This is a genomic window from Devosia pacifica (assembly GCF_014652635.1).
Taxonomy (GTDB): domain Bacteria; phylum Pseudomonadota; class Alphaproteobacteria; order Rhizobiales; family Devosiaceae; genus Devosia; species Devosia pacifica.
This window is the reverse complement of the sequence record NZ_BMZE01000002.1, coordinates 101,361-122,503: the sequence shown is the minus strand read 5'-3', so window position 1 is coordinate 122,503 and position 21,143 is coordinate 101,361. Positions and strand designations below refer to the sequence as shown.

The 21,143-nt window shown below is 61.3% G+C and carries 24 protein-coding genes and 1 tRNA gene; 9 read left to right on the top strand and 16 right to left on the bottom strand.

The features are described from left to right. The 8 genes from IE127_RS07720 to sppA form a co-directional block, all read right to left on the bottom strand. Nucleotides 1–1,293 (bottom strand): bifunctional folylpolyglutamate synthase/dihydrofolate synthase, encoded by a 1,293-nt coding sequence (locus IE127_RS07720; RefSeq protein ID WP_189424971.1) that lies wholly within the window; start codon nucleotides 1,291–1,293, stop codon nucleotides 1–3. Nucleotides 1,294–1,441: 148 nt separating this feature from the next. Continuing rightward, nucleotides 1,442–2,404: an acetyl-CoA carboxylase, carboxyltransferase subunit beta gene (accD, locus tag IE127_RS07715; RefSeq protein WP_189424970.1), complete on the bottom strand. Its 963-nt coding sequence runs from the start codon at nucleotides 2,402–2,404 to the stop codon at nucleotides 1,442–1,444. Between the two features lie 116 nt (nucleotides 2,405–2,520). Next, nucleotides 2,521–3,342, bottom strand: coding sequence for a tryptophan synthase subunit alpha (trpA, locus tag IE127_RS07710; RefSeq protein WP_189424968.1), 822 nt, complete (start codon nucleotides 3,340–3,342; stop codon nucleotides 2,521–2,523). Then, the gene (gene trpB / locus IE127_RS07705; protein WP_189424966.1) at nucleotides 3,339–4,565 is read right to left on the bottom strand and encodes a tryptophan synthase subunit beta; all 1,227 of its coding nucleotides are present in this window, start codon (nucleotides 4,563–4,565) and stop codon (nucleotides 3,339–3,341) included. The genes trpA and trpB overlap by 4 nt, the downstream gene beginning before the upstream one ends. A gap of 52 nt (nucleotides 4,566–4,617) precedes the next feature. Further along, on the bottom strand, nucleotides 4,618–5,265 hold the full coding sequence (locus IE127_RS07700) for a phosphoribosylanthranilate isomerase (RefSeq protein ID WP_189424964.1): 648 nt from the start codon (nucleotides 5,263–5,265) through the stop codon (nucleotides 4,618–4,620). A 41-nt stretch (nucleotides 5,266–5,306) separates the two neighbouring features. Next, the gene (locus IE127_RS07695; protein WP_189424962.1) at nucleotides 5,307–5,666 is read right to left on the bottom strand and encodes a lipopolysaccharide assembly protein LapA domain-containing protein; all 360 of its coding nucleotides are present in this window, start codon (nucleotides 5,664–5,666) and stop codon (nucleotides 5,307–5,309) included. 25 nt (nucleotides 5,667–5,691) lie between these two features. After that, complete coding sequence (locus tag IE127_RS07690; RefSeq protein ID WP_189424960.1) at nucleotides 5,692–5,973, bottom strand: integration host factor subunit beta; 282 nt, start codon at nucleotides 5,971–5,973, stop codon at nucleotides 5,692–5,694. Between the two features lie 54 nt (nucleotides 5,974–6,027). Beyond that, nucleotides 6,028–6,978, bottom strand: a complete 951-nt coding sequence (sppA, locus tag IE127_RS07685) for a signal peptide peptidase SppA (RefSeq protein ID WP_189424958.1) — start codon at nucleotides 6,976–6,978, stop codon at nucleotides 6,028–6,030. Nucleotides 6,979–7,083: 105 nt separating this feature from the next. Here sppA and IE127_RS07680 point away from each other — a divergent pair, with 105 nt between their 5' ends. Then, nucleotides 7,084–7,560: a GNAT family N-acetyltransferase gene (locus tag IE127_RS07680; protein ID WP_189424956.1), complete on the top strand. Its 477-nt coding sequence runs from the start codon at nucleotides 7,084–7,086 to the stop codon at nucleotides 7,558–7,560. Here the strand turns inward: IE127_RS07680 and IE127_RS07675 are convergent. The 3 genes from IE127_RS07675 to IE127_RS07665 all read right to left on the bottom strand — a co-directional run bounded on the left by IE127_RS07675 (nucleotide 7,518) and on the right by IE127_RS07665 (nucleotide 10,648). Continuing rightward, a complete protein-coding gene (locus tag IE127_RS07675) occupies nucleotides 7,518–8,042 on the bottom strand; it encodes a GNAT family N-acetyltransferase (protein ID WP_189424954.1) in 525 nt (174 codons plus the stop codon). The two genes, IE127_RS07680 and IE127_RS07675, sit on opposite strands and share 43 nt — an antisense overlap. A 69-nt stretch (nucleotides 8,043–8,111) precedes the next feature. Next, nucleotides 8,112–9,854: a 30S ribosomal protein S1 gene (rpsA, locus tag IE127_RS07670; RefSeq protein WP_189426047.1), complete on the bottom strand. Its 1,743-nt coding sequence runs from the start codon at nucleotides 9,852–9,854 to the stop codon at nucleotides 8,112–8,114. 152 nt (nucleotides 9,855–10,006) lie between these two features. Continuing rightward, complete coding sequence (locus IE127_RS07665) at nucleotides 10,007–10,648, bottom strand: (d)CMP kinase (RefSeq protein WP_189424952.1); 642 nt, start codon at nucleotides 10,646–10,648, stop codon at nucleotides 10,007–10,009. A 252-nt stretch (nucleotides 10,649–10,900) separates the two neighbouring features. On the opposite strand from IE127_RS07665, the gene IE127_RS07660 reads away from it, so the two are divergent. Together IE127_RS07660 and IE127_RS07655 are read left to right on the top strand one after the other, a co-directional pair. Further along, complete coding sequence (locus tag IE127_RS07660) at nucleotides 10,901–11,317, top strand: TIGR02300 family protein (RefSeq protein ID WP_189424950.1); 417 nt, start codon at nucleotides 10,901–10,903, stop codon at nucleotides 11,315–11,317. A 152-nt stretch (nucleotides 11,318–11,469) separates the two neighbouring features. Further along, nucleotides 11,470–11,545: transfer RNA gene (locus tag IE127_RS07655), tRNA-Ala, on the top strand. Between the two features lie 31 nt (nucleotides 11,546–11,576). On the opposite strand, the gene IE127_RS07650 is transcribed toward IE127_RS07655, so the two are convergent. Beyond that, nucleotides 11,577–12,134 (bottom strand): DUF4214 domain-containing protein, encoded by a 558-nt coding sequence (locus tag IE127_RS07650; protein WP_189424948.1) that lies wholly within the window; start codon nucleotides 12,132–12,134, stop codon nucleotides 11,577–11,579. 150 nt (nucleotides 12,135–12,284) lie between these two features. Here IE127_RS07650 and IE127_RS07645 point away from each other — a divergent pair, with 150 nt between their 5' ends. Both IE127_RS07645 and pncB read left to right on the top strand, forming a co-directional pair. Further along, complete coding sequence (locus IE127_RS07645; RefSeq protein ID WP_189424946.1) at nucleotides 12,285–13,076, top strand: DUF4214 domain-containing protein; 792 nt, start codon at nucleotides 12,285–12,287, stop codon at nucleotides 13,074–13,076. Nucleotides 13,077–13,144: 68 nt separating this feature from the next. Further along, complete coding sequence (pncB, locus tag IE127_RS07640) at nucleotides 13,145–14,452, top strand: nicotinate phosphoribosyltransferase (protein ID WP_189424944.1); 1,308 nt, start codon at nucleotides 13,145–13,147, stop codon at nucleotides 14,450–14,452. Nucleotides 14,453–14,474: 22 nt separating this feature from the next. On the opposite strand, the gene IE127_RS07635 is transcribed toward pncB, so the two are convergent. From IE127_RS07635 to IE127_RS07625, 3 genes are read right to left on the bottom strand one after another with little or no spacing between them, the layout of a single operon-like run. Then, the gene (locus tag IE127_RS07635; protein WP_189424942.1) at nucleotides 14,475–15,368 is read right to left on the bottom strand and encodes a hypothetical protein; all 894 of its coding nucleotides are present in this window, start codon (nucleotides 15,366–15,368) and stop codon (nucleotides 14,475–14,477) included. Next, the gene (locus tag IE127_RS07630) at nucleotides 15,365–16,252 is read right to left on the bottom strand and encodes an ABC transporter ATP-binding protein (protein ID WP_189424940.1); all 888 of its coding nucleotides are present in this window, start codon (nucleotides 16,250–16,252) and stop codon (nucleotides 15,365–15,367) included. The genes IE127_RS07635 and IE127_RS07630 overlap by 4 nt, the downstream gene beginning before the upstream one ends. Further along, nucleotides 16,242–16,625 (bottom strand): GntR family transcriptional regulator, encoded by a 384-nt coding sequence (locus IE127_RS07625; protein ID WP_189424938.1) that lies wholly within the window; start codon nucleotides 16,623–16,625, stop codon nucleotides 16,242–16,244. The genes IE127_RS07630 and IE127_RS07625 overlap by 11 nt, the downstream gene beginning before the upstream one ends. A gap of 109 nt (nucleotides 16,626–16,734) precedes the next feature. Here IE127_RS07625 and IE127_RS07620 point away from each other — a divergent pair, with 109 nt between their 5' ends. Further along, nucleotides 16,735–17,520 (top strand): siderophore ferric iron reductase, encoded by a 786-nt coding sequence (locus tag IE127_RS07620; protein ID WP_189424936.1) that lies wholly within the window; start codon nucleotides 16,735–16,737, stop codon nucleotides 17,518–17,520. A gap of 1 nt (nucleotide 17,521) precedes the next feature. Here the strand turns inward: IE127_RS07620 and IE127_RS07615 are convergent, their stop codons facing one another. Further along, complete coding sequence (locus tag IE127_RS07615) at nucleotides 17,522–18,100, bottom strand: SH3 domain-containing protein (RefSeq protein ID WP_189424934.1); 579 nt, start codon at nucleotides 18,098–18,100, stop codon at nucleotides 17,522–17,524. A 134-nt stretch (nucleotides 18,101–18,234) separates the two neighbouring features. Here IE127_RS07615 and IE127_RS07610 point away from each other — a divergent pair, with 134 nt between their 5' ends. From IE127_RS07610 to IE127_RS07600, 3 genes are all read left to right on the top strand, one after another. Continuing rightward, on the top strand, nucleotides 18,235–19,260 hold the full coding sequence (locus IE127_RS07610) for a 2-hydroxyacid dehydrogenase (RefSeq protein ID WP_189424933.1): 1,026 nt from the start codon (nucleotides 18,235–18,237) through the stop codon (nucleotides 19,258–19,260). A gap of 62 nt (nucleotides 19,261–19,322) precedes the next feature. Beyond that, entirely contained in the window at nucleotides 19,323–20,351 is a 1,029-nt protein-coding gene (locus tag IE127_RS07605) for a sodium:calcium antiporter (RefSeq protein ID WP_189424931.1), read from the top strand. A 132-nt stretch (nucleotides 20,352–20,483) separates the two neighbouring features. Further along, on the top strand, nucleotides 20,484–21,140 hold the full coding sequence (locus IE127_RS07600; protein ID WP_189424929.1) for a hypothetical protein: 657 nt from the start codon (nucleotides 20,484–20,486) through the stop codon (nucleotides 21,138–21,140). Nucleotides 21,141–21,143 lie beyond the last annotated feature (3 nt).

Genomic DNA, 21,143 nt, shown 5'->3' with positions numbered 1-21,143 from the left:
TTACGCCGGCGGGGTGCCGTTTCGCTCGAGAACATCGCCCGCGAGATAAAGCGAGCCGCAAATCACCACGCGGGCATCGGGCACCGCAGCGGCGTCGGCCAGCGCCGAAACCACCGAGCGCTTGGAGGAGGCCGAAAATCCTGCGGCTTTGGCCCGGCGCGCAATCTCCGAGGCCTTGAGTGCGTTGTCTTCGCCAGGAATGGTCACGCCCATTACCGTTGGGTTGAGCTCCGCGAATGGCACAAGAAAGTCCTCGGGCTTGCGGGTATTCATCATCCCCAAAATCATCACCAGCGGCGCTGGGCGGGTCTCGTTCATGGTCGCGAGTGCGCGCGCCAGTGCCTCGGCGCCATTGGCGTTGTGACCGCCATCGAGCCACAGCTCGTGCCCGCGCGGCAGCATGTCCGCCAGCTTGCCGGAGAGCGGCGAGAGCCGGGCCGGCCAATCGACCTTGCCGAGCCCTGCAGCGATGTGCTTGTCCGAGACAGGCAGGCCGAAATGCCGGGTTGCGGCAATAGCCAGCCCGGCATTGTCGATCTGGTGTGCGCCCACCAATCGCGGGCGAGGCAAATCGAGCAATCCCGCTTCGTCCTGGTAGACCATTCGACCATCTGACGCGTAGCTATCGAAATCCTGTCCGGCTGCAAATGGGGTGACGCCAAGCGCCCTCGCTCGCTTGAGGATCGCCGTTTCGCCCTCATCGGTTTGCCGGGCGATCACCGCCGGGGCACCACGCTTGAGAATGCCAGCTTTGACCGATGCGATTTCGCCGACGGTGTCGCCAAGGAACTGCTGATGATCCAGCGACACCGTGGTGATGATGGTGCCGAGCGGATGCGGCACGACATTGGTCGTGTCGTACTCACCGCCCATGCCGACTTCGAGCAGCAGGTAATCGGCGGGCTCCTCAGCGAACAGGCAGAAGGCTGCGGCTGTCGTGATCTCGAAAAAGGTGATGGGTCGGCCCGCATTCACCGCCTCACAGCGCTCAAGCGCCGCATTGAGCCTGTGCGCGGTCACCAGCTGTCCAGCGAGCCGAATGCGTTCGTTGAAATTGACGAGATGCGGCGACGTATAGACGTGTACGGATTTGCCGGCGGCTTCCAGAAACGCCCGCAGAGTGGCGACCGTCGAGCCCTTGCCGTTGGTGCCTGCCACATGAATGACCGGCGGCACCTTGAGGTGCGGCGATCCAAGATCGGCCAGTAACGCTTCGATACGATCGAGACTGAGGTCGATCGACTTGCTGTGAAGCGTGAGCAGGCGCGCAAGAATGGCGTCGGTGCGGGACAAGACGGGCTCCTGAAACGCAGTCGTTGGCGTGCCCGACTGACCGGGCGAAACAACGTTCACACGAAACACTGGCTATGAAGACGCGCGGCAACGAGCACCGCAAAATGGAAAGGCGCCGTCTCGTTCAACAAGCCGGCGCGGACGGACGCTACTCGGCGCTGGCCGCAGGTGGGGGCTGCTGCACCTCATCCTTGGGCGACAGATCCGTTTCCGTCACTGTCAGTTGCGTCGATGCCGAAACTGTCGCCAGCTCCTCGATCGGTTCGGCATTGGTCAAAAGACCAAGCAGCGAGCCGATGGTCGAGCGCAGATTGTGCCGGTGAACCACCATGTCGACCATCCCGTGGTCATACAGATACTCTGAGCGCTGAAAGCCCTTTGGCAGCTTTTCCCGGATCGTTTGCTCGATGACACGGGGGCCCGCAAAGCAGATCAGCGCCCCTGGCTCGGCAATGTGCACGTCGCCAAGCATGGCGTAGGAGGCGGTAACGCCGCCGGTCGTCGGATTGGTAAAGACGACGATGAATGGCAGCCCGGCCTCGCGCAGGCGAAGCACGGCCACCGTGGTGCGCGGCATCTGCATCAGGGAGAGGATCCCTTCCTGCATCCGTGCGCCGCCGGAGGCTGCAAACAGCACAAATGGCGTCTTGCGTGAAGCCGCAGTTTCGAGCCCGGTCACGATGCCCTGGCCGGCCGCCATTCCGAGCGATCCCGCCATGAAGTCGAAATCCTGCACCGCGGCGGTCACATCGCGATCATAAAGCTTGCCGGTCGCAACCAGCACCGCATCTTCTCGGCCAGTCTTGGTTCGCGCTTCCTTGAGGCGATCGACATAGCGTTTTTGATCACGGAATTTCAGCGGGTCCTGCGCCACGGCGCTGACCGGCACGATGTCGAACTTGCCATGATCGAAAAAGCTGGCGAGCCTGTCATGGCCCTTGATCTTCATGTGGTAGCCGGAGTTCGGCACTACCCACTGATTGGCCTCGAGATCGCGATAAAACACCATCTCGCCCGACTCGGGATCCTTCACCCACAAATTCTCGGGTGTCTCGCGCTTGTTGAGAAACGAGCGGATTTTGGGGCGGACGAAGTTATCGATCCAGTTCATGGCCAGTTCCTGTTAGGGCGCCGTGCTTAACAGCGCCGGCTTCATGCCCGTCAGTCTATATCGTGATGCCCGCCCAGATTATCAGGTCGGGCAGGGCGGAAAAAGGGCAGCCTGACTCAGCGGCGTGCCTGGCGGACGCCCTCGGCGAGTTCGGAGACGACAGCGCGCACTGCCTCGACGCTTTGCGCGCCGCCCTTGCCATCCTTCAAAGACTCCGCGACGGCAGTGCACAGCACCGAGCCGACGACCACGCCGTCGGCATCGCGTCCGATAATTGCGGCGTCCTCTGCGGTCTTGATGCCGAAGCCGACTGCCACCGGCAGTTCGGTATGGCGCTTGATTCGCTGAACCGCGCCGCCGACTGCCTCGCGCGAGCGGATAGCGCCGCCCGTGATCCCGGTCATCGAAACGTAATAGACAAAGCCCGATGTGTTCTCGAGGACCGCCGGCAGGCGGCGGTCATCCGTCGTCGGGGTGGTCAGGCGGATAAAATTGATGCCGGCCTTGATCGCCGGTATGCACAGTTCCGCGTCTTCCTCGGGCGGCAGATCCACGACGATCAGCCCGTCAACGCCGGCACTCTTGGCGTCCGACAAGAACTTGTCGACGCCGAATGCGTAGATCGGATTGTAATAGCCCATCAGAACGATTGGTGTGTCAGCGTCCTGCTGGCGGAAGCGCTCTACCGCCTGCAGCGTCTTTGACAGGGTCTGGCCGGCGTTGAGTGCCCGCCGACCGGCCTGCTGGATGGCCGGACCATCCGCCATTGGATCGGAGAACGGCATCCCGAGTTCGATAATATCGGCGCCAGCCGCAGGCAGCGCCGACAAAATATCAAACCCGGTCTCCGGGTCGGGATCGCCGGCCATGACGAACGTGACGAGCGCCGGCCGATTTTGCTTGGCGCAGGCAGAAAAGCGTTCAGGTAGTCTGCTCATGAATCGAGATCCATCCCGAGATAGCGCCCGACGCTTTCGACATCCTTGTCGCCGCGACCGGACATGCACAGGACAATCGACTGATCCGCAGACATTTCAGGCGCCAGCTTCATCACCTGCGCAAGGCCGTGTGCGCTCTCCAGCGCCGGGATGATGCCTTCCATCCGAGTACACAGCTGGAATGCGGCAATCGCCTCCTCATCGGTGATCGGGGCATAGGTGACGCGCTTGGAATCATGAAGGAACGAGTGTTCCGGGCCAACACCCGGATAGTCCAGCCCCGCCGAAATCGAGTGGCCTTCGAGAATCTGGCCGTCCTCGTTCTGCAAGAGATAAGTGCGGTTGCCGTGCAAAACCCCGGGGCGCCCGCCATTCATCGATGCAGCGTGTCCGTTTTCGGTTTCGAGTCCGTGCCCGCCCGCTTCGGCGCCGTAGATTGCAACTTCGGGATCATCAAGAAACGCGTGGAAAGTGCCGATCGCGTTCGAGCCACCACCAACGCAGGCCACGACCGCATCCGGCAGCTTGCCCTCGGTTTCGAGGAACTGCTCACGCAGTTCGGTGCCGATGACCGACTGGAAATCGCGCACCATCTCCGGATAGGGATGCGGGCCCGCAGCCGTACCGATCAGGTAATAAGTGTTGTCGACATTGGTGACCCAGTCACGCAACGCCTCGTTCATTGCGTCCTTCAGTGTGCCCGCGCCTGCCGATACAGCACGCACCTCGGCACCAAGCATCTTCATGCGCAACACGTTCGGCCATTGCCGCTCGACATCGGTTGCGCCCATGAAGACGACGCAGGGTATGTCGAACTTCGCACAAACCGTGGCTGTCGCAACCCCGTGTTGGCCGGCGCCGGTTTCGGCGATCACCCGGGTCTTGCCCATCCGCTTTGCAAGCAGGATCTGGCCAAGGCAATTGTTGATCTTGTGGCTGCCTGTGTGGTTCAGCTCTTCACGCTTGAACCACACTTTGGCGCCGCCAAGATGCTCGGTCAGCCGCCGCGCGAAGTAGAGCGGGCTGGGCCGTCCCGTATAGTGCGCGGCAAGATCCGTGATCTCGGCCTCAAACTCAGGATCCTGTTTCGCGTCGCGATAGGCGCGCTCCAGATCGAGGATCAAAGGCATCAGGGTTTCGGCCACGAAACGGCCGCCGAACAGGCCAAACCGGCCGTTCTCGTCCGGCCCGTTTCGGAGGGAGTTGATGCGGTCGGTGCTCACCGTGTCGGTTCCTTGAAGAGGCACGGTCCGTCCATGCGGCGGACCGGCAGTTTCACGCGGCGGCGCGCGCCTTGCGAATGAAGGTCTCGATCAACGCCGCATTCTTGACGCCCGGTGCAGTTTCGACGCCGGAGGAAACGTCTAACCCGTAGGGGCGGACGGCCGCAACGGCCTCGCCCACATTGTCGGGCGTAAGACCTCCCGAAAGCATGAACTGAACCTCCGGGTCAAGCGCCTCGAGCAGACGCCAATCGAACGGCTGACCAAGTCCGCCGGGTCGCTCGGCGCCCTTTGGCGGCTTGGCATCGAGCAGGATCCGGTCTGCGACTTCGGCAAACCCTGCGACCAGTTCGAGATCTTCAGCAGTCGCGATCGGCAGGGCCTTGATGATGTTGACGCCAGCCTCGGCGCGAATGGTTTCCACGCGGTGTATGGTTTCGGGCCCGTGCAGCTGGATCCAGTCCGGGCCGAGCGCGGCAATCTCGGCAACGCACGAGTTGTCAGGATTGACCAAGACGACACAGGATTCGATCCGTCCGCGCGCCTGGCTGATCAAAGAGCCGATCTCTTCGAGATCGACATGCCGAGGCGAACGCTGGAAATGCATGAAACCGACCATGTCGGCCCCGGCGGCTATTGCAGCGTCGAGGATGTCGAAGGTCTTGATGCCGCAAATCTTGATGGTGAGGGGCGTGGTCATGTCAACGGATCATCTGGACAAGTGAAGTGGGACGCTTCGCCTCAGCGAATTTCCAGCAGATCGTCGACTTCGCGGCTGCGGGAAGGCGTGGGCCGGGTCTGCCGCTTGAGTGTTTCAAGTTCGCGCGACAGCTGATGCGCTTCGCGGCGCCAATGCCGCTCATTGTGACGGTGCCGGCTCTGCGCAAACCATGTGGCGATGCCGCCCAGCAGCACGCCGACCAGAAGCACCGCATACAGAACCAGAAACATCGGAACGCCTGCGCCAGGTGCGTCAAGGCCGTCATTCGGCGTGAACGGGTTGACGTTCAGGCTGACAAGTTGCCGGTTGGCCAAAGCAAACGCCACCAGAATGACGCAGAGCGGCACGAGAATGATCCAGCCGGCAATTTTCTTGAACATCTGAGTCCCGGTTCCGCTGCGCCCGTTAAGAGCGGTTCAGCCGTTCACGTATTTCCTTGCCGGCCTTGAACTGGGGCACGTACTTTTCGCCGACGTCCACCTGCTCACCGGTGCGCGGATTGCGCCCGACCCTTGCCGGGCGGTTCTTGACGGAAAACGCCCCGAACCCGCGCAGTTCGACCCGGTCGCCACGCGCCAGCGCGTCACTGACCTCATCGAGGATCGCATTCACGATATTCTCGATATCGCGTTGAAAAAGGTGCGGGTTCTCCGCTGCCAGTTTCTCAACGAGTTCGGACTTGATCATCGTCCCCCCAAAACCTCAGCTCGTGACCCTGAAATGTTTAGCACCTGCTGCACATTATCTTTGTTCAACCTGCCAAAGCGAAACGAGACCGTCAAGCACGACTGGACCATCCGGGCTTATTCCGATCGCGCTGCGTGCCTCGCGGACCACCATGTCCGAGAACCAGCCAAACCCTTCCTGCGGTTTTGGATAGGCAGTGACGATCGGCAGGTCGGCATCGACCTCGCGCTGTTCTTCAAGCCAGAGCTGCGCTTCGCGTTCGCCGCCAAGCGCATCAATTAGGCCCGCCGCCTCGGCCATCCGACCGGTGACCACACGTCCATCGGAAAGCTCGAGTGCCCGTGAGCGCTCAAACCCGCGCCGTTCGGCGACAATATCGACGAACCACTCGAAGCTGTCGTTCACCAGCCGCGCCAGAGAGTCGCGCGGGGCGCCCACCAGCGGTTCGTCGATGTCAGGCTCCGCCTTGAGGGGCCCCGAGGCGATCTTGTCGAAATCTATTCCGATGGTGTCGAGGAGCTTTCCGGCATCGACATGCTGATAGAGCACGCCGATAGAGCCGACGATCGACAGGCGCCGAGCATAGATGCGTTCGGTGCCGATAGCGCTCATATAGGCGGCAGAGGCGCCGAGTTCGTTGATGACCGAAACCACCGGCTTGACCTCTTGAAGCCGCAGCAGTGCCTCGTAGATTTCTTCACCACCGGCGGTCGTGCCTCCCGGAGAATTGATCGAAACGATCACGGCCCTGACGGCCTCATCGTCCATCAGATCTTCGATGGCCTCGAACCGTGCCTGGCTGGTCGCTATCGGCCCGTTGATCTCGATCCGCGCAATCCTGTCACCAGGGCCGGGTGCATCGATAAGGGCGAAACGCCCGGCAATGGCGAGGACGGCGATCGCCAGTGCGGCGAAAGCCAGGAGACGCCATAGGCCGCGCGAGCGTCTGTAGCGGTCGGCCGCCAGCACGGTGTGGGCACTGTCATAACGGATGTCGTCGCTCATCTATCGCATTGGTCCTTGCGGACCCCTTCCCGCGCCGGTGCCTTGCCGGCTCGCCTGTGTGATGACACTCTGGCACTAACCACGAGCGATCTGGCGAGACAAGTCTTGGCTTCGACCCTCCGACCGGCGACAACCCCGCGCATACGCCCTGCGCTGGATGATGATGTCCCGGCGCTGATCGCCATCGACACTGTTGCCCGAACGGATACGGGCCGTCGGCGGCAGATCGAACATTGGGTCGGCCAGGCGGAGTGCCTTGTTGCAGACCGGGGCGGAACCATCCTTGGCTATGCCGTCATAGATTACAGTTTCTTCGAGCGACGTTTCCTTGCGATGCTGATGGTCGCCGAGGCAGCGCGTCGCCAGCGGGTAGGCCGGACCTTGGCTAAAGCCGCCGTCGCAGCCAGTGGCGAGCAGGTACTTTGGACGTCCTGCAATGTGTCCAACCATCCGGTGCAGGCTTTGTTTGCCGCTGAAGGCTTTTTCGAATGCGGTCGCATCGAAGGGCTGGATCCGGGCGATCCGGAACTGATCTGGCGCTACGAACCTGGCAAGCTCCTGTCGAGCGGACGGACCATGTAGCGCGCAGTCTCAGAATAGCTCGCGAGTTTTGCGGCGAGTTCCGGGCGATCTACGGGGCTGAAGCCGAAGCGGCCCCAGAACGCGGCGCTGTTTCCGACCGATACCAGCGCCATAGCCGAAAACCCCTGGCGCTGCGCGTGGCGGGCGAGGTCTTCGACCGCCCAGCCTGCCGCACCGCGTCCGCGTGCCTTGGGCAGCAACGCCAGATCGTGCAGATAAAGACAATCGGCCGGAGCCGGGATCTTGCCGATCAGCCGATTGAGCGGCGGCACAGACAAGTAAGGGTAGGGGTGGCTGAGCAGATAGCCTGCCGGTTCGCCGGCGATTTCGAGGAGCCGGGCGCCATCAGGATAAAGCGTCAGCTTTTCGGCAAGAACCGCAAGATCCTCGAAGTAGTCGGGATGCACCTGTGCCGCGATGTCAGCGAGCGCCGGCATGTCGAGCATCGTCAACGCACGCCAGTGGATATCCGAAATCGCCATGGCGCCTTTCAAGCAAAAAGGGCCCGCGCTCACAAGCGCGGACCCCGAGATTGTGTTCGACAACGCGGCTTAGTTGCCGCTGCGATCCTTGAGCGCTGCGCCCAGGATGTCGCCGAGCGAAGCGCCGGAATCCGAAGAACCGTAATTGGCGACGGCTTCCTTTTCCTCGGCGATTTCCAGTGCCTTGATCGACAGCTGGATGCGCTGGGTCTTGCGGTCGTACTGGGTGACGCGCGCATCGACCTTTTCGCCCTTGGAGAAACGCTCCGGACGCTGGTCGTTGCGGTCGCGGCTGAGATCCGACCGGCGGATGAACGCGGTCATCTCGCTGTCGGCGATCTGAACCTCGATGCCGCCATCGTTGACCTCTGTCACGGTGCCGGTCACGACAGCGCCCTTGCGGATGCCATCGCCGCCGGTATCGGTGACTTCACCGGTCGCCAGCTGCTTGATGCCGAGCGAGATGCGTTCCTTCTCGACATCGACGTCGAGAACCTTGGCCTGCACGATATCGCCGCGGTTGTAGTCTTCGAGAGCCTGCTCGCCGGACTTCTGCCAGTCGAGATCCGACAGGTGCACCATGCCGTCGACATCGCCTTCGAGGCCGATGAACAGACCGAACTCGGTCTTGTTCTTGACTTCGCCTTCGACAGTCGCACCAACGGGGAAGTTCTCGACGAAGCTCTCCCACGGATTCGACAGGGTCTGCTTGAGACCGAGCGAAATGCGGCGCTTGTCGGGATCGACCTCGAGGATCATCACATCGACTTCCTGAGAGGTCGATACGATCTTGCCAGGATGGACGTTCTTTTTGGTCCAGCTCATCTCGGAGACGTGGATCAGGCCTTCGATGCCCGGCTCCAGTTCGACGAACGCACCATAGTCGGTGATGTTGGTCACGCGGCCGGTAAAGCGTGCGTCGACCGGGTACTTCGCCTCGATGCCTTCCCACGGATCCGCCTGCAGCTGCTTCATGCCGAGGCTGATGCGGTGGCTCTCCTGGTTGATGCGGATGATCTGCACCTTGATGGTCTCGCCGATCGACAGCACCTCGGTCGGGTGATTGACCCGGCGCCATGCGATGTCGGTGACGTGCAGCAGGCCGTCAATGCCGCCGAGATCGACGAACGCACCGTAATCGGTGATGTTCTTGACGACACCCTCGACAACCTGGCCTTCTTCGAGCTGCTGGACGATCTCGGAACGCTGCTCGGCGCGGCTTTCCTCGAGGATCGCGCGGCGCGAAACCACGATATTGCCGCGGCGCTTGTCCATCTTCAAAATCTGGAACGGCTGCGGCACGTTCATCAGCGGAGCGATGTCGCGGATCGGGCGGATATCCACCTGCGAACGCGGCAGGAAGGCAACGGCGCCGTCGAGGTCGACGGTGAAGCCGCCCTTGACCTGGTTGAAGATGGTGCCTTCAACGCGCTCGTTCTTGTTGTAGAATTCTTCGAGCTTGACCCAGCTCTCTTCGCGGCGGGCCTTCTCGCGGCTCAGAACCGCTTCGCCCATCGCGTTCTCGACCCGATCGACATAGACCTCGACTTCCGAGCCTACCTCGATGGTGCCGTCACGGCCTGCCTGGCCGAATTCCTTGAGCGCCACGCGCCCTTCAGTCTTGAGACCGACGTCGACAATCGCAAGATCCTTTTCGATCGCGACGACCTTGCCCTTGACGACGGCACCTTCCAACGGCTCGTTATCAATGAACGAGTCCATCAAAAGGGATTCAAAATCTTCTTTCGTCACAGATTGCTGTGCCAAATTTCTCTCCGTTCGCGCCGGTGGTTCGTGTTGAGTGTTTGAAATGGTGCTGCCAGCCGTTCACACGGAACGACCCGGCGCAGATCGGCAGTCACCAGATGGGATAATTCTGTTGGTCCAGCCCAGGTCCGGCGCTCAATGATCGCAGATGGCCCGGCCGCAGAAATTTGGATTGCGCATCCGGGAGACAAGAGGCCTCAGACGCGGTTCCTGCTGGCCAGAGCCTCGTCAACAATCGCGACGGCAGCCTGGAGTGCGGCTTCTATACCCAGTTGCGTGGTATCGAGCAAGACTGCGTCGTCTGCCTTGTAGAAGCCGCCATGCGGGTTCGCCATGTCCCTGGCATCCCGCTCCTCTATCTGGTGATAGAGCGCGTATCGGTCAACCCTTTGCCCGCGCTGTTCCAGCTGACGCGCCCGTCGTTCCATGCGTGCCTTGGAATCCGCCCTGATGAACAGCTTCACGTCGGCATCGGGACAGATCCGGGTTCCGATATCGCGACCATCGAGCACCGCGCCGCCATCCTGCAGCGCAAAGCTGCGCTGAAATTCGAACAGCGCCTCGCGCACCGGCCCGATTACCGCAACTTTCGAGGCCATCACGCCGGCGCGCGCCGCTGTCAGAGCCTCGGCATTGTCGAGCTGTGATGGATCGAGCGCCTGTGCGGCAGCAATCGCCGCCGCCTCGAATTCGGGATCATCCTCGAGCCCGTCCACCGCCTGCCCGACCGCTCGATAAAGCAGGCCGGTGTCGAGATGCGGCAGCTGATAATGGCGGGCAAGGCCCGAAGCCAGCGTCCCCTTGCCGGAAGCGGCCGGGCCATCGACGGCGATGATCATCTCGCCCTCCTCAACATGCAGCGTCCTCGCCGCTTAGCACAGCCCTGCGGGCCGGGCCACACCGCAGGCGAAATGCCGGTATGACGTGAACACTCAATTAGCGTTTGACAGCCGAAATGATTGGCCCTAACCGAACGGCCCCGAAGGCTCTGCATTATCATGAATACGGGCTCACGCATTGCCCTGCAGCCAATTTGAGACGCTTTCGCGTGGTGGCGGCCGGCGGAAGACGACAATCACGAGGATACGGAAGTGGCCAAACAAGAACGCGGCACCAAGCGCACCGATCCGGATACCGGCAAGAAGTTCTACGATCTCAATCAGGATCCGATCGTGTCGCCCTATACCGGAAAGTCCTATCCGGTTTCCTTCTTCGAGCAGGCAACGAGCGGAACTGCCGGCAAGCCGGCGCCCGAGCGTGCGCGGCGCGCAGAGCCGGAGGCCGAGGAAGAAGAAGTCGAGGAGACCGAACAGACCGAGACCGGCGGTCCCGAGGTCATTTCGCTCGATGACGCCGAGGACAAGGAACAGGCGGACAGCAACGACGACGAGGAAGTTGAGGAAATCGCCGACGATTCCGACGACAGCGATGTGTTCCTCGAAGACGACGATGATGACGACGAAGATTTCGACATCGACGTTGAAGATGAAGACGACGAGGAACGCTAAGCCCTTTGGCGGCCGCACATTTGCTGCGCTTTTCCACAGGCGCGGCGCACGGGTGCAGCCGCCAAATATCTGCTTGACGACGCGCCGCCACCTCCAATAGGTTGCGCCTCGCTTCGCAAGGGTCCTTGACCCTTCAAGCATCCCAAGGACATGGGGCCATAGCTCAGCTGGGAGAGCGCCTGCATGGCATGCAGGAGGTCAGCGGTTCGATCCCGCTTGGCTCCACCATCCTTTTCTCAAGAGAAATCTATCAATTATTCTAGATGTAGCTCGCGTCGCTGATGACCAGTAACTCGACTGCCGCTTCAGCCTTCTGGCGATACCCGTCTGCTGGCATGTTGTTTGCGTTGACCGGATCGAGATACGCGTATCCGACTTCTGCTGCCGTATCGCCCGCATACGCTGCGATCTCCACTGCAGTATCCAACGCGTTCGTAAAAGCTTTCGACGCTAATACTTTATGTGTCAGGGTGTCCAAGTCGTCCCCGCGCGCACCGGACACGATGTTGAGTGCTATGGTCGCCATGTCCTCGCCCTCTTCATACTGGCCAGCATAAAAGTTCAGGCCCTCTGCGTCCGGAGCGCGGTCGAATGCGTTCTGATAGATCTTCGTGATCATGTCCCGGTGCAGGTTGTCGACATCATCCGTTGAGTAAAACAGCGACTGGTACTCATCAGAATATGTAATTGCGATAGCAGCGTCCGTATTCTCCCAAAAATCGGTAACTCCATTGATCCACGAGTGACCTTCTGGGTCGGTAGGCCTGCCGAACAGGGCCAGATAGAGAATTTCGGTGCCGTAAAAATAGCTCGTCATGGCTCACCTCCATGGCGCAGGATAGCATCCAAGATGCCCACCGCCGCAACCGGTACACTTTTTTCTTGGCACCTCTACGTGTTAGTCCTTGGCACCATTCCTGCGGTCCTTGTGCTAGCGGGGCGTTGTTTCTGGCAAAGCTGAGGATTCATGACACTGCGCTCCCGTTTGTCTCGCCTCGCCAGAACCGTCTTGCCGGCTCGATCGACTGAGGCGGACCATACGGCAGCACCGGCTGTAGCGCAGCGCCCGACGCCGGATGCTGTCGATGGCGTTAAGCTCAATCTCGGCTGCGGCTTTGATGTGCGGTCGGGCTGGGTGAACGTCGACATGCACGAGAGGCACGGGCCGGAGATCGTCTCGGACGTGACGGATCTGCGAGACATCGCCGATAAAACCGCCAGCTATGCTTTGGCGCAGGATGTGCTTGAGCATGTTCACCGCGATCGTTGTGCGACGGCTCTGCGCGAGTGGAACAGGGTGCTCAAGCCAGGCGGATTGCTGGACCTGCGCGTGCCGGACGTGATCGCGCTGGGCCGCTTGATGCAGCAGCGCCAATCAGTCGAGCAGCACGCGGTGCTGCTTCAATGCATGTTCGGCACGCAGGGCTACCAAGGCGATTTCCATCTAAACGGCTTTACCGAACTGTCGATATCCGCCGCCCTCGAGGACGCCGGGTTCACTGTCGAGTACCTGGGCCATCATGACGAGTGGCTGCTCGATGTGGTTGGCCGTAAGGACAGGGATACACAACCGGACCCGATGCTGCGGGCAGAAACCGACGCGGACTTCATTACGCTCGCCTACCGGCGGTTTCTCGGCCGTGAGCCGGATCCGGAAGGCCGTGAATACTATCTCGGCAGCCTCGCCGAGGGGATCCCGCGCGAGGCGGTGATGGCAACGCTGGACTATGCGGGCCGGCAACAGGGTGCTTCCGGCTAGCGTGCCTGCCGTCTATGGCCAAGCCAGCGCGCCTGCGCTAACAAGCGTGGCGAGTGGAGGGCCTGCTGATGGCGATCTATACCGATCTGGCGCGCCGGGTCTACAACCACACATTCAAGCTCGATCCGATCGTGCGGTCGCTGCTCGACACGGATTTCTACAAGCTTTTGATGCTGCAGATGATCTGGGGGCTGTACCCGGATATCGACGTCACATTCTCAGTGATCAATCGTACCAAATCCGTGCGTCTGGCCGATGAGATCGACATCGACGAACTGCGCGCCCAGCTTGATTATGCCCGTACATTGCGCTTCACCAAGCAGGAACAGATATGGCTCGCGGGCAACAGCTTTTACGGCTCGAAGCAGATCTTTTCGCCCGGCTTCCTGCGTTGGCTCGAGGACTTCCGACTGCCCGAATACCGGCTCGAGAAGCGTGACGGGCAATTCGAACTGGAGTTTGCCGGCAAGTGGTACGAGACCACGATGTGGGAGATTCCGGCGCTCGCCATCATCAACGAGTTGCGCTCGCGTGCTGCGATGCGCGCCTATGGGCCCTTTACCCTCGATGTACTCTACGCCCGCGCCAAGGCGCATATGTGGGAAAAGGTCGAGCGGCTGCAAAAGCTTCCGGATCTGCGGATCTCCGATTTCGGCACGCGACGTCGCCATTCGTTTCTGTGGCAGCGCTGGTGCGTCGAGGCACTGAAGGAAGGCATCGGCGACAACTTCACCGGCACATCGAACGTCAAGCTGGCGATGGATACCGATCTCGAGGCGCTCGGCACCAATGCCCATGAACTGCCGATGGTGATCGCAGCGCTTGCGCGCTCGGACGAGGAACTGCGCGAGGCGCCGTACCGGGTGCTGCAGGACTGGCGCAGCTATTATGGCGGCAATTTGCTGATCGTCCTGCCGGATTCTTTCGGCACCGAGTCATTTCTGCGCCACGCACCCGACTGGGTGGCGGACTGGACCGGCTTCCGACCGGATAGCGCCCCGCCGATCGAGGGCGGCGAGCGCATCATCGAGTTCTGGAAGGAGCGCGGCCGCGATCCGCGCGACAAGATCCTGATCTTTTCCGATGCGCTCGATGTCGAGATGATCGAGCAGGCCTACAACCATTTCTCCGGCCGGGTCCGCATGGCATTTGGCTGGGGCACCAACCTGACCAATGATTTCGAAGGATGCGCACCGGATGCCAATCCGCAGCTCGATCCGATCTCGGTGGTATGCAAGGTCAGCTCAGCCAATGGCCGCCCTGCGGTAAAGCTCTCCGACAACCCTCGCAAGGCGACGGGCGACCCTGATGAGATCGCCCGCTATTTGAGGATTTTCGGCGAAGCCGGGCGGGTCGAAAAGGCGGTCAAGGTGTGACCGCCTTTTGGTTCGCAGTGCCTCAGGTCAGCACGTAACGTCGGCGATATTCACTCGCTGCATAGACAAGCACCGCGGCAAGCAGCCAGCCGACAAGCATCTGCGCCCAGTCGATCTGCATCAGCAGTTCCGAAGTGAAGCGGCCAAGGCTGAAGCTTGCGCTTTCATCGATGAACCACTGCTCGAGATAGCTTTCGGGCAGCAGAGTCTCGAGCCGTGAGGACAAATAGGCCCAGCTCGCGGTGTGGAACGGGCTCAGCCCGCCAAACGCCACCCACTCGAGTATCGAGACCATCAATGGGACAAGTGCAGTGACCGGAACGGCCCAGCGCCCGACAAGGGTTGCCATGGCGCTGACCAGGGCGAGGACCGGCAGGTACCAGAGCAGTTGCGTTACCATCGCCAAAGCGAGGGCGGCAGCCACCTTGCCGAAGCCTGAAAGCAACATCGGCAAGACCGATCCGATGGCCGCCCCGGTCATTGCCATGGTCACGCTCATCACTGTCAGGACCAGAAGCCCGCTGAGCAGCGCAAAGCCGAGTATGCTGGCCGGCAGCACCGTCAGCCCCGCGATGAACTTGGCTACCATGATCCTGAGGTCGCTGACCGGCATCGATTTCCAGAACAGCATCGCATTGTTTCGGCTGTCGGCAGAAAAGCTCCCGGCGCCATAAAAGAACAGGGCGCCGGCGAGATAGAGCGACCAGGCAAACCCGAGAACCAGAAAGGCGCGTTCATAGATGAGTGTCGGGCTCAGCTGAAACACGCTCCCCGAAAAGCGCACGTCGACTCGCCCGACTGTGAAGCCGAGCAGGATGGCGCCGAACACCAGAGCCGTGAGGATCAATGGCGCAATAACGAAAGCGCCCCTGTGCTCGATGTATTCACGTTTGATCAATGCCAACATCGACTTCATGCTTCACCTCGCGGCGATGTCGGGCGTTCCATCAGCGCAACGAAAAGGTCCGATACCGTGGGCGTCGAAACCTGCCCGAAGGCGGACAGAGCCTGTCGGTCGACGCCATCGAACACCATCACCGTCTGTCCGAACCGCGTTTCTTCGAACACCGGTCCAAGCGCCCGCGCAGGCTCTTTCTGCGTCGCGTCGGAGATCAGCAATTGCGAGAATTTCTCGTTCACTGCTTCCATCTGCATGTGCAGGATCAGATCCCCGTCCCGCATGAACATGATGTCGGAGAGCATGAACTCGATCTCGTCGACCTGGTGCGTGGTGATTAACAGCGTGCGCTCTTCCGTCATGTAGTCTTCGAGAAGGCGGCGGTAGAACCGCTTTCGGTAGGTTATATCGAGCCCGAGTGTCGGTTCGTCCAGCACCAGCAGCTTCGCATCGATCGCCATCACAACAGCCAGGTGAAGCTGGGCCACCATGCCCTTCGACAACTCCTTGACGCGCGCCTGCATGCGAATGTCGGTGCCTTCGAGCAGTTGCCGCGCCTTGGCCTGATCGAAACTCGGGTGAATGTTCGCCACCAATGTCAGCAGTTCGCGCACGCGCAGGAACCGGGGCAGGCTGGCGACATCGGAAATAAAGGCGACATTGCGCATCAACTGTGCCCGGCGCGCGAATGGATCTTCGCCGAGGACCCGAATGCTGCCCTCGCAACTGGTCAGTCCGAGTATGGCATTGAGCGTCGTGGTCTTGCCGGCACCGTTATGTCCGACGAGCCCGTAGATTCGTCCCGCGGGAATATCGAAATCGAGCCCGTGAAGGATCTCCCGGCCACCCAGCTTCTTGCGCAGCCCCCGCGCCGTGATGATCGGCTCTGCTTCACTGGTCATCGCTGGGGTCCTTCTCTTTTTCATCGGTGATGGCGCCAAGCAGCGTATCGGCGTCGAGCTCCAGCGCTGCGATCCGAGCCGCAATTCGCGGCCACTCCTCTTGAAGAAACGTTCGCCGCTCCTGCGCCAGAAGAATGTCGCGCGCGCCCTCTGCGACGAACATGCCGAGCCCGCGACGCTTTTCTACTGCGCCAGTGTCCACGAGCGTATCGTAGGCGCGCGTCACTGTAAGCGGGTTGACCGAGAGGTCTGCTGCAATCTGACGCACTGAGGGTAACGCATCGCCTTCCACCACCGCATTGCTGAGTATCATCGTGATGAGCCTTTGCCGGATTTGGATGAAGATCGGTTGACCGGCATGGAAATCGTCCATGTGTCCTGCCTTTATAGTGTGCCACATATGTAGCACACCATAAGTGCGTGTCAACCGCGATACACCAGCGCGATTTGCGTTTTATCCTGACCTGAATTATCAGCATTGCATGCAGCACGCGATCATTCGACCGTCGGATTATTCATCAGCTATCGACACGCCTGCCGCGCTGACGCAGCACGCGCGAGCGTTGACCGGATATTTCGATGGCGTGGCCGGAACGGGGCCGCAGGACTGGTATCGACCGGGTGCAGACAACTCCACGCTGCTTCGCCAGCTCTACACCGATCTTGGCCGCACCTATCCCGATGCAGGCTGGCCGCTATGGGTGGTCCGGGTGTGGACGAACCTGATCTGGCAGCCGGCATTCCTGTCGGTGATCGCGCTCCACACCGCTGCGGCCTTGCCGGATCTTTCGCAGATGGCGCAACGCCGCCAGGGTATACATATCGGCGGCTATCGGCTCACCGGAGAGATCAGCCCCGTTACAGACGAATGGCGCGCGATCGACACTATGGGCCGCCAGCTCCGCGCACTGGCCGACACCATGTACGCCGAAACCAACACCCTCGCGCGGTTGAAGCGGATTCCCGCCCTGCGGCTGCTGACCGACCGGATGCTGGGGCTGATGACCTCACTTCAGCGATGGCGGCCGGATCTGACGCCGGATGACATTCGCGCCCGCTGCGCCCATTGGCTCGCCGCCATGGAGCTGACAGGGCACGGCGACCTCGAATCGATCCATCTCGACAATGGCCACGAGGTGCTCGTGATCGCCCGCAAAGGCTGTTGCCTCGATTACCTGATCGAGCCCGGCGTATACTGCGCAACGTGCCCGAAGCAGCCAGACGATGTGCGTATGGCGCGCCAGCGCGCCGATGCGGAACGCGCCTGACCTACTCGATCACTTCCGACTGATAGACGCCCCACAATTCGTCCTGCTCGACATAGCCTGAATAGGTGGTCGGGCCGCTTGATGCGCCGCTATTGCTTGCGCGGACCGCGCACCATGTGCCGTCACACTCGGAAACCTGCACCCGCATTCCGGATGTCAGCACTGCACGTGTCGTCGCACTGGCGTCCGGGCCGCTGCGTAGGGGAACCTGCGTGTCCACAGCCCATGGGGCGACATAGCCACGTCGGTCGCCGACCAGAAGGTTCTGATGGACCCAGCCGTCTTCGCCATCGACGTCGCGGATGCGCCGCCAGGTATCGAATTCCTGGATGATTTCGACTGGTATGCCGGCTTTGACGTAGATCCAGGCCACGTCGTATTGCGTGCCCGGTCCGACTCGAACATTGACCGGGGACGAGCGGGTCGAAGCGAATCGCGGCAAAGCCAGGCCGCTCGGATTGTCCTGGGCGATACTCACGGGCACCGTAAACACGAGCATAGTCACCGCCATCAGGCAGGTGAGCAGGCAGGCAATCGTCAGGTGAAACGTGCGGCGCTTTTGGCGCACAATCGCGATCATGGCTTTGCAGACTTGTCGGTTTTGACCTATCACTAATGCATGATCCTTAATGGTGGCTGAAGGGGGCAGCAGCCGATCCGCATGATGCCCTCCAGTTTGCTTGAAATGCCTGAATGCGGCCGGGGACAGAGCCGATGAACGGTGTTCGCCCGCGCGTCCTCGTCACCAGGCGCCTGCCATCCTCCGTGGAGGACCGCATGGCGACGCTGTTCGAAACGGATGTCAACGCCGAAGATATCCAGCTCAGCGGTGATGAACTTCTTCACGGTCTCGAAAACAAGGACGTTCTGGTCTCGACGATCACCGATCGGCTCGATGCCGATCTGATCGGGCGTCTGCCCCGCACGGTGCGCCTGATCGCCCAGTTCGGCAATGGCATCGACAACATCGATATCGAGGCCGCCTGGGCTGCCGGTTTGACTGTCACCAACACCCCGAGCGTCCTCACCGAAGACACGGCAGACATGGCGCTGGCGCTGATCATGGCGCTGCCGCGTCGGCTGATCGAGAACAATCGTCGTCTGATGATCGAACGGCACTGGCCGGGCTGGTCGCCGACTTCCATGCTGGGCACGCGGCTGCGCGGCAAGGCGCTCGGAATCGTCGGCATGGGACGGATCGGCACGGCCGTTGCGCAGCGCGCCCGCGCCTTCGGCTTGTCGATCCACTACTTCTCCCGCAGCCGCCGCCCGCCACCGATCGAGGAACCCCTCAACGCCCGCTACTGGGACTCGCTCGATGCCATGCTCGAGGCTGTCGATATCGTCTCCCTGCATACGCCCCTGACCCGTGAAACCCATAGGATGCTCAACGCGCAAAGGTTGGCGCGGATGCGCCATGGCAGCTTTCTCGTCAACGTGTCGCGTCCCGAGCTGATCGACGAGACAGCGCTCGTTGGTGAGCTGGAATCCGGCCGGCTGGGCGGAGCGGCGCTCGACGTTTTCGAGCACAAAGCGGGCATCGATCCACGGCTGCTGGCGCTCGCCGATGCCGATCGGGTGGTGCTGACCGGGCATATGGCATCGGCAACGCTCGAAGCCCGGATCGAAATGGGCGAGACGGTCATCGTCAATATCCGCACCTTCATGGATGGGCATCAGCCGCCGCATCGGGTGTTGCCCGAAGGCCAGATGGTAGGCGGACGAATGGTCACGCCCTAACCTGAGTTTATCCGGTTGGTCCATTGGCGGGTGATTGCGTTGCGGATTTTTGGGGGCAACGCATGGTCGATATTTCGCAGTTCTCGCTGTGGGCCAGCATCGCGGTTTTTATTGCGGCTGCTGCAGCCATAACATTTGCAGGGTTCAAGATTTCCGGGCTCGCTGACCGCCTCGCCGACCGCACCGGTATGGGCGAGGTGGTCGCGGGCGCCCTTTTTCTCGGCGCAGCGACCTCTCTGCCGGGCGCGATAACTTCGGTCACCACGGCCGCCCAGGGCGCAGCGCAACTCTCGATCGGCAATGCGCTGGGCGGCCTCACAGCACAAACCGCCTTCGTTGCTCTGGCCGACCTTTTCTATAAGCGCGCCAATCTCGAACATGCGGCGGCAAGCGCCACGGGGCTGGCACAAGGGGTCCTGCTCGTCGCGATCCTGTCGCTGCCGCTCATCGCCTCGGCACAGCCGGCATTTACGCTGTGGCATGTTCATCCGGTGTCGATCCTGATCCCGATCGCCTATCTGTTTGGTCTGCGGCAATTGTCAGGCATCCAGAAACAACCGATGTGGGAGCCTGTCGAAACCGATGAAACGCGCGAGGCGATCTCGAAACCTGATGACGGGGACGATGAATCGGATCTTTCCCTGTGGTCTCGGTTCCTGCTTTATGCCGGCATCACCGCACTCGCCGGATATGCAATCGGCGAAGCCAGTATCGCGATCGTCGATCATACCGGGCTGTCTGAGACCGCAGTCGGAACGATCTTTGCCGCAGTCGCCAATTCTCTACCGGAGCTGGTCACCGCCATCGCTGCAGTTCGCATCGGCGCCGTCAGCCTGGCGGTTGGTGATGTCATCGGCGGCAATGCCTTCGAGGTGATGTTCCTCAGTGCCGCGGATGTCTTTTACGGTGGCTCGATCTACGCCGAAATGACGAACCAGCACCGAACGACCGCGCTCATTGCTATTCTGATGACGGCCGTTCTGCTCTTGGGGCTGATCAGGCGTCAGAAATCGGGCCCGGCCAATATCGGGTTCGAGAGCACCATCGTTCTGCTGCTCTACGCCGCCTCCATCGTGCTGATCATCATCTGATCACAAGACCTGTTGCCCTGTTGCTCCAGTGCGAGGCGGAAGCGGCAGACGGGCTCGCACGAGGCTTGTCATCGCCTGGCGGGATTGCCAAATCAGGACGTCAGCCCGGTAATGCCGGGCAGGGAGTTGCGTGTGAGACGTCTGACGCTGAGTTTGGCACTAATCGCGGCAGTAAGTGCATTGCCGGCATCTTCGCAGGAGGTGCCGTCTCCGCCGCTGAGCGAAGTCGGATCCGACCTGGTGTTTTCGGCCCTCGACCACCAGCTGGTTCTGCCGGCCCCCCAATGGTGGTCAGCTGGACAAGCGCCAATAACCGAGCGGTTCGACGTCAAGGTTACCGCCGATACCCGTCAGGCACTGGTTGAGGTCTCCCCGCTGGAGACCGAGGATCAGGACATCGTCGCGCTGTTCGCAGCCCGCCTGACCCTTGAACCGCAACGTTCGCTTCGCGAGTATCGCAGAACCGTCATGCTCAGCTACGCGCAATTGTGCCAGCCTGATCTGACCGGGTTCTTCCAGCTCAGCGCCGATGATGGCGAGACTCTAGCTCCGCTCGGGTTCGTTTGCGGGCTGTTCGCCGACAGGCTGCCAAGCCTTGCTGGCCTCGGTGAGATCGTCATCATGACCTTTCGTCAGTCGGATCAGGGGGTTGCGGTCGTCTACGAGGAGTGGATGGGCCCGGCGTTCGATCCGGGCAATATCAGCACCTGGCCGGTTTCAGCCGAGACAGTGGAGTTGCGCGCGGACGCACTGGCAAGTCGCGTACAACTGCTGCTCGCTGGAGATTGACGC

Coding starts and splice junctions, on each gene's coding strand:
- IE127_RS07690 (WP_189424960.1), bottom strand. CDS start 5,973: ATGATCAAGTCCGAACTCGTTGAGAAACTGGCAGCGGAGAACCCGCAC.
- trpA (WP_189424968.1), bottom strand. CDS start 3,342: ATGAGCAGACTACCTGAACGCTTTTCTGCCTGCGCCAAGCAAAATCGG.
- sppA (WP_189424958.1), bottom strand. CDS start 6,978: ATGAGCGACGACATCCGTTATGACAGTGCCCACACCGTGCTGGCGGCC.
- pncB (WP_189424944.1), top strand. CDS start 13,145: ATGGCGATCTATACCGATCTGGCGCGCCGGGTCTACAACCACACATTC.
- IE127_RS07615 (WP_189424934.1), bottom strand. CDS start 18,100: ATGATCGCGATTGTGCGCCAAAAGCGCCGCACGTTTCACCTGACGATT.
- IE127_RS07605 (WP_189424931.1), top strand. CDS start 19,323: ATGGTCGATATTTCGCAGTTCTCGCTGTGGGCCAGCATCGCGGTTTTT.
- IE127_RS07625 (WP_189424938.1), bottom strand. CDS start 16,625: ATGGACGATTTCCATGCCGGTCAACCGATCTTCATCCAAATCCGGCAA.
- IE127_RS07665 (WP_189424952.1), bottom strand. CDS start 10,648: ATGATCATCGCCGTCGATGGCCCGGCCGCTTCCGGCAAGGGGACGCTG.
- IE127_RS07695 (WP_189424962.1), bottom strand. CDS start 5,666: ATGTTCAAGAAAATTGCCGGCTGGATCATTCTCGTGCCGCTCTGCGTC.
- IE127_RS07650 (WP_189424948.1), bottom strand. CDS start 12,134: ATGACGAGCTATTTTTACGGCACCGAAATTCTCTATCTGGCCCTGTTC.
- IE127_RS07675 (WP_189424954.1), bottom strand. CDS start 8,042: ATGGCGATTTCGGATATCCACTGGCGTGCGTTGACGATGCTCGACATG.
- IE127_RS07645 (WP_189424946.1), top strand. CDS start 12,285: ATGACACTGCGCTCCCGTTTGTCTCGCCTCGCCAGAACCGTCTTGCCG.
- IE127_RS07610 (WP_189424933.1), top strand. CDS start 18,235: ATGAACGGTGTTCGCCCGCGCGTCCTCGTCACCAGGCGCCTGCCATCC.
- IE127_RS07630 (WP_189424940.1), bottom strand. CDS start 16,252: ATGACCAGTGAAGCAGAGCCGATCATCACGGCGCGGGGGCTGCGCAAG.
- IE127_RS07635 (WP_189424942.1), bottom strand. CDS start 15,368: ATGAAGTCGATGTTGGCATTGATCAAACGTGAATACATCGAGCACAGG.
- IE127_RS07620 (WP_189424936.1), top strand. CDS start 16,735: ATGCAGCACGCGATCATTCGACCGTCGGATTATTCATCAGCTATCGAC.
- accD (WP_189424970.1), bottom strand. CDS start 2,404: ATGAACTGGATCGATAACTTCGTCCGCCCCAAAATCCGCTCGTTTCTC.
- IE127_RS07700 (WP_189424964.1), bottom strand. CDS start 5,265: ATGACCACGCCCCTCACCATCAAGATTTGCGGCATCAAGACCTTCGAC.